Origin of the sequence: Actinokineospora sp. HUAS TT18 (genome assembly GCF_051364635.1) — a bacterium.
GTDB lineage: Bacteria > Actinomycetota > Actinomycetes > Mycobacteriales > Pseudonocardiaceae > Actinokineospora.
Map to the genome: position 1 here is coordinate 5,826,881 of NZ_CP195645.1, position 12,392 is coordinate 5,839,272.

14 protein-coding genes are annotated in these 12,392 nt (G+C 71.1%); 12 read left to right on the forward strand and 2 right to left on the reverse strand.

Going from position 1 to position 12,392, the window contains the following annotated elements; translation table 11 throughout:
- The first annotated feature begins 5 nt into the window (after nt 1-5).
- From ACSHT8_RS27015 to ACSHT8_RS27030, 4 genes are all read left to right on the forward strand, one after another.
- Nucleotides 6-1,040 carry an ABC transporter ATP-binding protein gene (locus tag ACSHT8_RS27015; RefSeq protein ID WP_436493707.1) on the forward strand — a complete coding sequence of 345 codons (1,035 nt, stop codon included), beginning with the start codon at nt 6-8 and terminating at the stop codon, nt 1,038-1,040.
- Entirely contained in the window at nt 1,033-2,031 is a 999-nt protein-coding gene (locus tag ACSHT8_RS27020) for an ABC transporter ATP-binding protein (protein WP_436493708.1), read from the forward strand. The genes ACSHT8_RS27015 and ACSHT8_RS27020 overlap by 8 nt, the downstream gene beginning before the upstream one ends.
- Before the next feature lie 22 nt (nt 2,032-2,053).
- Nucleotides 2,054-3,808, forward strand: coding sequence for a S8 family serine peptidase (locus tag ACSHT8_RS27025; RefSeq protein ID WP_436493709.1), 1,755 nt, complete (start codon nt 2,054-2,056; stop codon nt 3,806-3,808).
- A gap of 90 nt (nt 3,809-3,898) precedes the next feature.
- Nucleotides 3,899-4,702 (forward strand): siderophore-interacting protein, encoded by an 804-nt coding sequence (locus ACSHT8_RS27030; protein ID WP_436493710.1) that lies wholly within the window; start codon nt 3,899-3,901, stop codon nt 4,700-4,702.
- Nucleotides 4,703-4,742: 40 nt separating this feature from the next.
- On the opposite strand, the gene ACSHT8_RS27035 is transcribed toward ACSHT8_RS27030, so the two are convergent.
- Complete coding sequence (locus ACSHT8_RS27035; RefSeq protein WP_436493711.1) at nt 4,743-6,203, reverse strand: S10 family peptidase; 1,461 nt, start codon at nt 6,201-6,203, stop codon at nt 4,743-4,745.
- Between the two features lie 44 nt (nt 6,204-6,247).
- Between ACSHT8_RS27035 and ACSHT8_RS27040 the strand changes: the two genes are divergently transcribed.
- Nucleotides 6,248-6,925 (forward strand): uracil-DNA glycosylase, encoded by a 678-nt coding sequence (locus ACSHT8_RS27040; protein WP_436493712.1) that lies wholly within the window; start codon nt 6,248-6,250, stop codon nt 6,923-6,925.
- Complete coding sequence (locus ACSHT8_RS27045) at nt 6,922-7,416, forward strand: HAD domain-containing protein (protein WP_436493713.1); 495 nt, start codon at nt 6,922-6,924, stop codon at nt 7,414-7,416. The genes ACSHT8_RS27040 and ACSHT8_RS27045 overlap by 4 nt, the downstream gene beginning before the upstream one ends.
- Before the next feature lie 8 nt (nt 7,417-7,424).
- Here ACSHT8_RS27045 and ACSHT8_RS27050 read toward each other — a convergent pair whose 3' ends face one another.
- Nucleotides 7,425-8,081 (reverse strand): alpha/beta fold hydrolase, encoded by a 657-nt coding sequence (locus ACSHT8_RS27050; protein ID WP_436493714.1) that lies wholly within the window; start codon nt 8,079-8,081, stop codon nt 7,425-7,427.
- A 95-nt stretch (nt 8,082-8,176) separates the two neighbouring features.
- On the opposite strand from ACSHT8_RS27050, the gene ACSHT8_RS27055 reads away from it, so the two are divergent.
- The 6 genes from ACSHT8_RS27055 (at nt 8,177) to ACSHT8_RS27080 (ending at nt 12,366) form a co-directional block, all read left to right on the forward strand.
- Entirely contained in the window at nt 8,177-8,311 is a 135-nt protein-coding gene (locus tag ACSHT8_RS27055) for a hypothetical protein (RefSeq protein WP_436493715.1), read from the forward strand.
- Between the two features lie 35 nt (nt 8,312-8,346).
- Nucleotides 8,347-9,009 carry a DUF4129 domain-containing protein gene (locus ACSHT8_RS27060; RefSeq protein ID WP_436493716.1) on the forward strand — a complete coding sequence of 221 codons (663 nt, stop codon included), beginning with the start codon at nt 8,347-8,349 and terminating at the stop codon, nt 9,007-9,009.
- Nucleotides 9,006-9,467: a hypothetical protein gene (locus ACSHT8_RS27065; protein WP_436493717.1), complete on the forward strand. Its 462-nt coding sequence runs from the start codon at nt 9,006-9,008 to the stop codon at nt 9,465-9,467. The genes ACSHT8_RS27060 and ACSHT8_RS27065 overlap by 4 nt, the downstream gene beginning before the upstream one ends.
- On the forward strand, nt 9,464-10,423 hold the full coding sequence (locus tag ACSHT8_RS27070; RefSeq protein WP_436493718.1) for an AAA family ATPase: 960 nt from the start codon (nt 9,464-9,466) through the stop codon (nt 10,421-10,423). Before ACSHT8_RS27065 ends, ACSHT8_RS27070 begins: the two co-directional genes overlap by 4 nt.
- A complete protein-coding gene (locus ACSHT8_RS27075; RefSeq protein ID WP_436493719.1) occupies nt 10,420-11,754 on the forward strand; it encodes a DUF58 domain-containing protein in 1,335 nt (444 codons plus the stop codon). The genes ACSHT8_RS27070 and ACSHT8_RS27075 overlap by 4 nt, the downstream gene beginning before the upstream one ends.
- Nucleotides 11,755-11,838: 84 nt before the next feature.
- The gene (locus ACSHT8_RS27080; RefSeq protein WP_436493720.1) at nt 11,839-12,366 is read left to right on the forward strand and encodes a hypothetical protein; all 528 of its coding nucleotides are present in this window, start codon (nt 11,839-11,841) and stop codon (nt 12,364-12,366) included.
- The last annotated feature ends 26 nt before the right edge of the window (nt 12,367-12,392 follow it).

Genomic DNA, 12,392 nt, shown 5'->3' on the forward strand with positions numbered 1-12,392 from the left:
GCGGAATGTCCGCGAACACTACAGAGTCCACTCTGGACGCCCACGAGGTCGATCCGGGTGCCCCGCTGCTGCAGGTGGAGGACCTCTACGTCGAGTTCCGCACCCGCGACGGCGTCGCCAAGGTGCTCAACGGCGTGAGCTACCACGTCGAGGCGGGCGAGACCCTCGCCGTGCTCGGCGAGTCCGGCTCGGGCAAGAGCGTCACCGCGCAGACCATCATGGGCATCCTCGACATGCCGCCCGGCTTCATCACCGGCGGCTCGGTCCGGTTCCACGGCGAGGAACTGCTCACGGCCAACCCGAAGCGGCGTCGGGAGGTGCGGGCGTCCGGTATCGCCATGATCTTCCAGGACGCGCTGTCCGCGCTCAACCCGGTTTTCACCGTCGGCTTCCAGATCGAGGAGCAGCTGCGGCTGCGCCGCGGGATGTCCAGGAAGGACGCTCGCAAGCGCGCTATCGAACTGCTCGACCAGGTGAAGATCCCCAACGCCAAGGGACGCGTGCGGCAGTACCCGCACGAGTTCTCCGGCGGCATGCGGCAGCGCGCGATGATCGCGATGTCGCTGGCGCTGGACCCGGAGATGCTCATCGCCGACGAGCCCACCACCGCACTCGACGTCACCGTGCAGGCCCAGATCATGGACCTGCTCAAGGAGATCCAGGTCGAGCGCAACATGGGCCTGATCCTGATCACCCACGACCTCGGCGTCGTCGCCGAGGTCGCCGACCGGATCGCGGTGATGTACGCGGGCCGCATCGTCGAGCAGTCCGACGCGCGGGCGCTGTACCGCAAGCCGGGCCACCCCTACACCAAGGGCCTGCTCGAGTCGCTGCCGCGGCTCGACCAGCGCGGCCAGGAGCTCACCACCATCAAGGGCCTGCCGCCGAGCCTGCTCAAGATCCCCAGCGGCTGCCCGTTCCACCCCCGCTGCCCGATGGCGCAGGACATCTGCAAGTCCGACGTGCCCGAGCAGCACCGTCTCGTCCCCGGCCGCATGAGCGCCTGCCACTTCGCTGAGGAGCTGATCGCCGGTGAGTGACAACATCATCGAGGTCCGCGACCTCGTCAAGCACTTCCCGGTGAAGGTCGGCGTGCTCTTCAAGCGCACCGTCGGCCACGTCCGGGCGGTCGACGGCGTGTCGTTCGACCTCAAGCGCGGCGAGACCCTCGGCGTCGTCGGCGAGTCCGGCTGCGGCAAGTCGACCCTGGCCCAGGTGCTGATGCGCCTGGAGCCGCCGACCGGGGGCACGGCCACGTTCGAGGGCCGCGACATGTTCAAGATGCGGGGCGGTGAGCTGCGCAGGCTGCGGCGCGACATCCAGATCGTGCTGCAGGACCCGTACACCTCGCTCAACCCGCGCATGACGGTCGGCGACATCATCGGCGAGCCCTTCGAGATCCACCCCGAGGTGGCGCCGAAGGGCTCGCGAGCGCAGAAGGTCCGCGAGCTGCTGGACGTGGTCGGGCTCAACCCCGAGCACATCAACCGCTACCCGCACCAGTTCTCCGGCGGCCAGCGCCAGCGCATCGGCATCGCCCGCGCGCTCGCGCTGCGGCCCAAGGTGATCGTCTGCGACGAGCCGGTGTCCGCTTTGGACGTCTCGATCCAGGCGCAGGTCATGAACCTGCTCGGCGACCTGCAGTCCGAGTTCGGGCTGTCCTACATCTTCATCGCCCACGACCTGTCGGTGGTCCGCCACCTGTCGGACCGCGTGGCCGTGATGTACCTGGGCAAGGTCGTCGAGATCGGGTCGGAGACCGAGATCTACGAGCACCCGACGCACCCCTACACCCAGGCGCTGCTGTCGGCGGTGCCCGTGCCGGACCCCGATCTGCGCGGCCAGCGCCAGATCATCCGGCTGGAGGGCGACGTGCCCAGCCCGGTCGACCCGCCGTCGGGCTGCCGGTTCCGCACGCGCTGCTGGAAGGCGCAGGAGATCTGCGCCGAGGAGGTCCCGGAGCTCAAGACCCGGGTGGCGGCGCACCCCAGCGCCTGCCACTTCGCCGAGGAGAAGTCAGTCGTTCCCTGATGTCGGGGCCGATCTCAGGGAAATGTCGAAAGTCGGAAAAGGAGTACGCGTGAAGCGACGTAAGACGTTCGTGGCAGCGCTCGCGGCACCCCTGGTCGTATCCCTGGCCTGGATCGCCGTCCCATCGGCGACCGCTGCCCAGGAACTGTCCGGGAAGACCGTCGAGTTCAATGTCCTCGCCGCTGACGGCGCGAGCGCGGAGGCCGTCGAGGCCGCCGTCCGCTCGGCCGGTGGCACCGTGGTGAGCACCAACAAGGCGGTCGGCCTCGTCACCGCCACCGCGCCGGAGAACGGGTTCACCGCCCGCCTGTCCGGCAACGCGGCGGTCGACGGCGCGGCGAAGGTGAAGTCGATCGGCAAGTCTCCCGACGCCAAGGCGACCAAGGCCAAGGTCAAGGACGTCGAGAAGGAGAACAAGTCCGGCAGCAACGGCACCGGCAAGCACGGCAACGCCGTCGCGGGCATGGACCCGCTCGACAGCCAGCTGTGGGGCCTGACCGCCGTCCGCTCGCACATGGCCCGCACCACGCAGGCCGGTGACAAGCGCGTCAAGGTCGGTGTCCTCGACACCGGTGTCGACGGCAGCCACCCGGACATCGCGCCGAACTTCGACCACGCCCTGTCGCGGAACTTCACCCACGACATCGTCAACGACGACCTCGGCCAGGAAGTCGACGGTCCGTGTGAGTACGCGGGCTGTGTCGACCCGGCCGACGTGGACAACGGCGGCCACGGCACGCACGTCGCGGGCACCATCGCCGCGGCGGCCGACGGCTTCGGCATCTCCGGTGTCGCGCCGAACGTGTCCATCGTCAACATCCGCGGTGGCCAGGACTCCGGCTACTTCTTCCTGCAGCCGGTCGTCGACGCCATGACCTACTCCGGCGACGCGGGCCTCGACGTGGTCAACATGTCGTTCTACGTCGACCCGTGGCTCTACAACTGCAAGAGCAACCCGGCGGACTCCCCCGAGCAGCAGGCCGAGCAGAAGGTGATCATCAAGGCGATCACCCGCGCGATGAACTACGCCTACCGCAAGGGCGTCACCCAGATCGTGTCGCTGGGCAACCAGCACCAGGACCTGGGCAAGCCGCTGCCGGACGCCACCAGCCCGGACTTCCCGGCGGGTACCGAGCACACCCGCACCATCGACAACGCCGACTGCCTCTCGATGCCGATCGAGGGCCCGCACGCCCTCGGCGTCAGCGCGCTCGGCCCGTCGCTGGGCAAGGCCGACTACTCGAACTACGGCTTCGAGCGGATCTCGGTCTCGGCTCCCGGTGGCTACTTCCGTGACGGTCTCGGCACCCCGACCTACCGCACCAACGGCAACCTGATCCTGTCGTCGTACCCGAAGAACGTCGCGCTGACCGAAGGCGCGATCGACGAAGAGGGCAACGTGACGCCGGACGGCGCGGCGCTGGGCGTGCAGAAGGCGTGCAAGGCCGACGGCACCTGCGGCTACTACCAGTTCCTGCAGGGCACCTCGATGGCGTCCCCGCACGCCACCGGTGTCGCCGCGCTGATCGTGTCGCAGTACGGCAAGTACTCGCACGGCCAGGTCTCGCTGCACCCGGACAAGGTCGAGCGCGTCCTCGAGGGCACCGCCTTCGACAAGTCGTGCCCGTCCCCGCGCACGGTGGACTACACCCTCGTCGGTCGCCCGGCGGAGTTCAACGCCACCTGTGAGGGCGACGCCGCCTTCAACAACTTCTACGGTCACGGCGTGGTCGACGCGTACGCGGCGGTCACCAACGGCAAGAAGTTCCTCAAGTAGGTAAGTCCTTTCGCGACAGCGGGCCCCTTCCCCCCGGAAGGGGCCCGCTGTCGTTTCCGCTCCCCACGAACTTAGGCTACCCTAACTTTCGTGCCCAGATCAGATGAGCGCCAGGTCCTCACCGCGAACGTCCTCGGCGGCGCCCGGGTCAGCCCGACCTTCGTCCGGGTGACGATCGGCGGACCCGAGCTGGCGCACTTCGTGCCCCGCGGGTTCGACCAGTGGTTCCGGCTGTTCCTGCCGCGCGACGGCCAGAGCGAACTGCGGCTGCCGACGCGCGCGAGTGTGCTCTGGTACGCGCAATACCTGTTGATGGCCAAGGAGACCCGGCCACTGGCCCGGAACTACACCGTCCGCGAGTACCGCCCGGCGGCTGACGGCGGCGACCCCGAGATCGACATCCACTTCGCCTGCCACGGCGACGCCGGTCCCGCGTCGGCGTGGGCGTCGTCGGCGAAGGTGGGCACCAAGGTCGGCCTGCTCGACGAGGGCCCGCACTACAACCCGCCGTCCGACCAGCGCTGGCACCTGCTCGCGGGCGACGAGAGCGCGCTGCCCGCCCTGCTCGGGATCCTCCGCTCGCTGCCCGCCGACCAGCGCGTCGAGGCGTTCATCGAGGTGCCCGACGCCGAGGACATCCAGCCGGTCGACGCCCCGGACGGCGCGAAGATCCACTGGCTGGTCCGGCACGACCACGACGCCCGGCCCGGCTCGGTGGTCGAGGCCGCGGTGCGGGAGGCGGCGCTGCCCACCGAGCCCTGCTACGCGTTCGTGGCGGGCGAGTCCCAGTTGGCGACCGGCCTGCGCAGGCACCTGGTGAACGACCGGAACATGGCGAAGTCGGACGTCACCTTCACCGGCTACTGGCGCCTCGGCCGGGCGGCGTCGAGCTAGTCCGAGGGTGGGCCACCCAGGGCGGCCCACCCAAGGCGGGTCAGCGGTTCGACGCGCGTTTGACGAACTCGGCGATGTCCTTCGACTGTTGGACCCGCGACGGCTCGTGGACGTACATCATGTGCCCGGCCGGGTAGTAGACGACCTCGATGTTCTCCCGCAGCTCCGCGGGCACCGCCAGATGCGCCAGGGTGTGCTCGGTGGCGAAGTACGGGGTGGCGCCGTCGGTGTGGCCGGAGGCGACGTGGATCTTCAGGTGCGGGTTGGCCCGCATGACCGCGGCCAGCTTGTCGGCGACGGTGACGTGGGCGTTCTCGAACTCCTTGAACGACCAGTCCCGGTTCACCGACAGACTCAGCACCTCGTACGGCAAGTCCTTGCGGTAGGCCAGTTCGGTGTGCAGGTAGTGGTTGATCCCCGCGGTGTAGGCGCCCATGATCGCCGACATCGAGGGGTCCTCGCGCAGGGTCTCCACGCCGTAGTCGGCGGCCCAGCCGGTGAAGCGGCCGTCGAGCCTGCCGACGGTCTGCCTGCGGTCGCGCAGCAGTTCCACGAAGAAGCGGGTGTGCTCGATGCGCATGTCGACGCGGTCGACGTAGTCCTCGGACAGGCCGGACAGCGCCGCGATCCTGGCCACCGTCGCCGCGCGGTCCTCGGCGGACAGACGGGCACCCTGGTTCAGCGCCCACGGGTAGTCGCGGGTGGCGAACTCCTCGGCCTCGGCGAGGACCTCGGCGAGCGGCCGGTCGCCGTGCAGGCCGTGGTGGTGGGCGATGGCGGCGTAGGTCGGCAGGTACAGCGGGTACGGCAGGTCGTTGCCCTCGACGAAGTTCAGCGTGGCGAAGTCGAGCACCGACGAGATCAGGATGAGCCCGTTGAGGTACATCCCGTGCCGCGACTGCAGGTGCTGGGCCAACCCGCCCGCCCGCGTCGTGCCGTAGGACTCGCCCGCCAGGAACTTCGGCGACACCCACCGCCCGTGCCGCGTCGTCCACAGCCGGATGACCTCGCCGACGGACTCGAGGTCGGCCTGGAACCCGTGGTGGTCGGCGGGCTTCTCGCCCTTCACCGCGCGGGAGAAGCCGGTGGACACGGGGTCGATGAACACCAGATCGCTGTGCGTCAGCAGCGTCTCCTGGTTGTCCACCAGCCCGTACGGCGGCGGCGCGAGCTGCCCGGCGTCACCGCAGACGACCCGACGCGGACCGAAGACCCCCAGGTGCAGCCAGATGCTCGACGACCCGGGCCCACCGTTGAAGGCGAAGGTGACCGGCCGCGTCGCCGGGTCGGCGCCGTCGAGGGTGTAGGCGGTGACGAAGACCTCCGCTTTGGGGAGGTGCCCGTCGAACGTCCCGTCGGTCACCACCTCCTTGCGCAACACCAGCCTGCCGGTCGTGGCGGTGTAGGCGAGCTTGCGCTTGCGTACTGTCAGCGTGTGCGACGTGGTGACCAGGTCGTCGGTGGGCTCAGGGGTCGTGGGCCCGTCGGCGGTTGCGTCCATGTGCCGACCCTACGGCCTGCCCTTCTCCCACTTGGCGGGAACCGATGACAATGGACGAACTGGACCGCGCGGTGACGCAATGCCGCGCTTGCCCCCGCCTTGTGGCCTGGCGGGAGGAGGTCGCGACGGTGAAACGGGCCGCCTTCCGCGACCAGGAGTACTGGGGCAGACCGGTTCCCGGCTTCGGCGACCCCCACGCCCGAATCGCGATCATCGGCTTGGCCCCCGCCGCCCACGGCGCCAACCGCACCGGCCGTATGTTCACCGGCGACCGCTCCGGCGACTTCCTTTACGCGGCGTTGTACGCGGTCGGCCTGGCCTCGCAGCCGACGTCGGTGTCCTTGGACGACGGGTTGGAGCTTCATGGGGTGCGGATCACGGCCCCGGTGAAGTGCGCGCCGCCTGCCAACAAGCCGACCCCGGTCGAGCGGGACACGTGTCGGCCGTGGCTCTCGCGGGAGCTGGAGCTGTTGCGCCCGACCCTGCGGTCAGTGGTGGTCCTCGGGGCTTTCGGCTGGCAGGCGGCGATGCCGGTGCTGGAACGGTTCTGGTCGGTGGGGCGGCCGCGGTTCGGGCACGGGGTGGAGTACGCGGTGCCTGCGGTGGATGGGGGAGCGGGGTTGCGGCTGCTGGGCTGCTACCACGTGAGCCAGCAGAACACTTTCACCGGCAGGCTGACGCAACCGATGCTGCAAGAGGTCTTGAAGCGGGCAGCGGAATGACACCTCTGATCCTGCTCGACGTCGACGGCCCGCTGAACCCGTTCGCCGGAGAGCTGCCTGACGGGTTCGTCGAGCACCGGATCCGCCTGTCCCGCTGGAACCGCCGCAAAGTCCTGCGGCTGCGGTTGAACCCGACCCACGGCCCGGCCCTGTGCGCGCTCGCCGAACGCACAGGCGCGCGGCTGACGTGGGCGACGACCTGGGGCCACCGGGCGAACACCGTGATCGCCCCCGTCATCGGCCTGCCACCGCTCCCGGTGATCGACGTCAGCAGCACCACCGATACCTGGAAGTACCCCGCCGTCGCCCGCCACGCGGGAAACCGCCCCCTCATCTGGCTCGACGACGACTTCGATCTCTTGCCGGTCGCCCGCGACCGCTTCCTCGCCGACCGGCAGGCCCCGACCGAGCTGTACCGGGTCGACCCACGCCGTGGTCTGTCCGCCGGTGACCTGGCGGCCGTGGAGGAGTGGCTACTCGCGTTGCCCTAGCAAGACAGTCAGCAGGGAAGCCACTCGGTGACGACCGCCAGGAACTGCGCAGGCGCGTCCCGATGTGGTGTGTGGCCCGCGTCGATGGTGACGAACGTGCTGTCCTTGATCATGCCCGCGTACTCCGCCAACTCGTCCTGCTTGATCTGGCTCGACGGCCCGCCCCCGATCACCAGGGTGCGGGCGGTGATGGCGGCCAATGCCTCCCGACGGTTCGCGGACGGGTGGTCGACCTGGGCGCGGATCGCGCGGACCATCCGCCAGTCGTACGGAAGCGAGTCGTCCTCGGGGACGTCCCCGACGCGCGGGGGATTGGGTGGCAAGGGCGGGCGGGGCTCCTCCAACACCAAGTCGCCCACCAGGTCTGGGCGGGCGGCGGCGACTAGTGAGGCGATGACCGCGCCCATCGAGTGGCCGACGACCAGCGGCCGGTCGAAGCCGAGTTGGGTCAGCGCGAGGACGACGTCCTCGGCCATCAGTTCCAGCGAGTACTCCGCCGTGCGGTCGGCGGCGCCGTGGCCGCGCAGGTCGAGGGCGTGGCGGTGGACCGGCAGCGGGGCCGGGTCCCAGGTCGAGGCGTTCTCGCCCAGGCCGTGGAGCAGGACGGCGGGGTGGCCGGAGCCGGAGCGGACACAGTTCAGGCGGACACCGTTGGGAAGCAGCACACGATCGACATTACGCAGATCCCTGGTAACGTCGATGACAGCGCACACCGCCGCGCGGGGGGCTCTCGGAACCCAGGCGGGCTAAGGAATCTCCTGTGTCATACGCGCTCATCGCCCTGCTGCTGCTCTGGCACCCCTATGTCCTCGCCCGCCTGCTGCCCGACCGCGCCGTCGAGGTGCGGGTCCGGCCGCTGGAGCTGGAGATCGACATCGTCATTACCCGAATGTGATCGCGCCCACAGCGTCGGTGGTGCATGCTCGCCCCATGAGGTCACGCCTGCCCGCGTTGCTGGTGGTGGCCGCGATGCTGGTGCTCGCGGTCGCGGCGGCGCGCGGGGAGTCGGCGATTCCGCGCGGGGGGCCGCTGGGGGCGGTGTCGGAGCCGCCCGCGGGTCCGGTCGCGCCGCCGCCGGAGGACATCGAGCGCAACTTCTTCCTCGACCTGCTCGGCGGCGTCACCACCGGCGCGCTGCTGCTGTTGGTCCTGGCGATGCTGCTGATCGGCGCGGCGGCGATCCTGGCCGGGCTGACGCGTCGCCGGCGGGTCGCGCGGCCGCGGCTGGCCATCGAGATCGCCGGGACCGAGGGCGCCGAGCCGGGCATGCCCGTGGTCGACCTGGTGGAGGCGGCGAAGTCGGCCAGGGTCACGCTCAGCAGGCGCGCGGGCGGGCCGCCCGCCGACGCGATCGTGGCGGCGTGGCTGGTGCTGGAGGACGCCGCCGCGGCGCGGGGGACACGGCGGGCGGCGCATGAGACCCCGACGGAGTTCGTCGCGCGGGTCGTCGCCGCGCACGGGGTCGACGCGACCGGGCTGCGCGACCTCTACCACCGCGCCCGGTTCGGCGGCGCCGTCACCGCCGGGGACGTCGCGGCCGCCGACGAGGCGTTGGCGCGGCTGGAGGAGAAGCTCGCGGGGGCGCGGCGATGAGCCCCGCCCGCAGCTGGATCATCGCGCTGCTCGTGGGCGCGGTCGTGGCGGCGCTCGCGGTGTGGCCGGGCAACATCCCGGTGTTCTGGGCGGTGTGCGTCGGGATCCCGACCGCGGCCGTCACGCTGCTGAGCACCCGCTACGCCGGTCCACTCGATCCACTGTGGAGTGCCGTGCCCGACGGGACCGGCCCGGCGACGGAACTCCAGGCGACCAACCTCGCCAGCAGGCTCGCGGAGGCCGCAACCGACCAGTCGCGGTTCATCACCCGGATCCAGCCGCGGCTGCGCAGGCTCGCGGCCGCCGCGCTGCGCGAACGCGGCGTGTCTGATTTGGACTCCGAAGAAGCGAAAGCCTTGCTGGGATACGAACTGCACGCGGTGATCACCTCGCCGACTGCCACCCTGCCCCCGCCCGACCGGCTGGCGGCACTGCTCAACCGACTGGAGATCCCGTGACACCGTCCACTGTGGAGGAGGCCGCCGCGGCGGTGACCAAGGCGCTGGCCGAGGTGCTCGTCGGCCGGGAGCGCACGGTCCGGCTCGCGCTGGCCGGAGTGCTCGCGGGTGGGCACGTGCTCATCGAGGACGTGCCCGGCCTGGGCAAGACGCTGCTGGCCAGGGGGATCGCCCGCGCGCTCGGGCTCGACTTCGCCCGCCTGCAGTGCACCCCGGACCTCCAGCCCGCCGATGTCACCGGCTCGTTCCTGTTCGACCCGGCGACCCGCGAGTTCACCTTCCGGCCCGGCCCGGTGTTCACCGGCCTGCTGCTGGCCGACGAGATCAACCGGACCCCGCCGAAGACCCAGTCGGCGCTGCTGGAGGCCATGCAGGAGAAGCAGGTCACCGTCGAGGGCCGCACGTTCCCGCTGACCAGGCCGTTCCACGTCATCGCCACGGCCAACCCGATCGAGTACGAGGGCACCTATCCGCTGCCGGAGGCCCAGCTCGACCGCTTCCTGCTGCGCCTCGACGTCGGCTATCCGCCGCCGGAGGAGGAGGTCGAGGTGCTGCGCCGCAGGCTGGCGCGGCGCACCGAGGACGCCGAGGTCACCCAGGTCGTCGACGCGGCGGCCGTGTTGGAGCTGCAGGCGGCGGTCGAACTGGTCGACGTCGACGACGACGTGCTCCGCTACTGCGTCGACCTAGCCAGGGCCACCCGAGCCCACCCGGCCGTCGACGTCGGCGCGTCGCCGCGCGGGTCGCAGGCGTTGTTGCTGGTGGCGAGGGCCCTGGCGGTGATCGCGGGACGCGATTACGTGCTGCCCGAGGACGTCAAGGAGTGCGCCGTCGCCGCGCTGGCCCACCGGCTGACGCTGCGCGCGGAGACGTGGAGCAGCGGCATCAGCGGGGTGGCCGTGGTGACCGAACTGCTGGCCGCCGTGCCCGGCCCACCGAGCAGCGCGAGCCGATGAGCGGCCGGGTGCTCGCCTGGGCGAGGGCCCGCCGGGCGGCCGGGACCGCGGGGTGGCGCGGCACCGACGCCCTGGTCCGCGGCGCCGTGGGCGGCCTCGGCCTCGTCGCGCTCGGCGTTGTCCTGCACCGGTTCGAGTTGCTGCTGATCGGCGCTCCGCTGCTGGTCAGCACGGTCCTCGCGCTCGCGGTGCCGGTGGGCGCGGCCCCGGTCCCGCGCGCCGACCGCCTGCCCCGCACCGTCGAGACCGGCGACGACGCCCGCCTGACGATCCACGTCGACGCGGGACCGGGCATCGAATTCCTCGCCGTCCGCCTGCCCACTCCCGACGCTCCCGCCGTGGGACCCGTCCAGCTGCTGCCCGGCCACGCCCGGTCGCTGCGCGCGCGGCTGCGGTGGAACGCCTGGGGCGAGGGCGTCGACGTCCGCCCCGACCACCTCGTCGCGGGCCGCGACGCGCTGCTGATCGCGGGACCGGTGACCGGCCCGGAGAGCCGCCGGACCGTGCTCCCGCCGGTGGCCCCGCTGCCCGCCGGACCACTCCCGCCGCGTGCCGCGGGCCTAGTCGGCGTGCACCGCTCGGCCCGCGCGGGCGACGGCACCGAACTGCGCGCCATCCGCCCCTTCCACCCCGGCGACCGCGTCCGCCGCGTCGACTGGCGCGTCACCCTGCGGGCCGGAGCCGCCATCGGCGATCCCTTGGGCGCCTTGCACGTCCGCGAACGCCACGCGGAGGCCGACGCCGAACTGCTGCTGGCGATCGACTCGCGCATGGACGTCGTCCCGTCGATCGCCGCGTGGTCCGACAGCGAGGGCGACACCGCCGTCCGCCCGGGCGGCACCCTCGACACCTCGGTCCGCGCGGTCGCGGCGCTGGCCGCGGGCTTCCTGCGCCAAGGCGACCGGGTCGGCCTGATCGACCTGGGCCGCCCGCAGCTGGGCATCGCCCCGGGCGCGGGCCACCGTCACCTGCTGCGCATCCGCCACCAGTTGGTCGCGTGCTCGCGCTCGGCCGGTTGGGCCCCCAAACCGATCCTTCGCCAGACCCCGTCGGGCGCGGTGATCCTGGTCCTGTCCCCATTCCTGGACGACGCGATCACCGACTGCGTCCTGCACGCGGCCCGCCGCGGCGAACGCGTGATGGCCGTCGACATGCTGCCGCCGCTGATCCCGGACCCGGCGTCACCTTGGGGAGAGGTTGTCCGCCAAATCCTCACCGGCGAACACCGAACCCGCCTCACCGCGCTCCGCACCCAGGGCGTCCCCGTCATCCCGTGGTCGGACGGCACCCCGATCGCCGCCACCCTCCGCAAACTCCGGCGCCGCAGATGAAGCAATGGCCCGAATCGAAGCAGGAGTGCCCCCACCCAACCCCGGGGGGACGGCCCTTGGCCAGTCTATCGAAGGGGCGCGACAGTGGATCTTGAAAAGCGGCCCCACACCAGCAAACTGTGGACAACTCGATCACCCGAAAGCATGGTTCTCGACGTCGGCGAAGGCGTCTCCGCGCTCTGGCTGCGAGCCGTCATCGCCGCGGCGAGCGGCGGCATCCTGCTCGACATCGCCCTCCACAACCCCGCCCCCGTCCCCCTCATCTTCGCCGCCTTCCTCGCCCTCGCCTCCACGGTCATCCCCTCGTCCCCAGCCCCCCTCCTCCTCATCCTCACCGCGGCCGCCACCCTCACCGCGACCATCGACACCCCCTTCGCCCCCGGTGTCCTCCTCCTCATCCCCCTCGTGCATCTCCTCCACCTCTCCACAGCCATAGCCGCCCTCTTGCCGCGAAAAGCGCGCATAGCCCCCAAAGCCCTCAAACCGCCACTCAAACGGGCCGCGGGCACGCAAGCCATCGTCTGGCTGATAGCGATCATCGGCGCGGGAATCCCGGACGGACGGGTTCCGATGATCTTGGAAGTTGCCGGGTTGCTTTCCATCGCGTCATAGCCGCGGTCGTCGTGTTTCTCGATCGG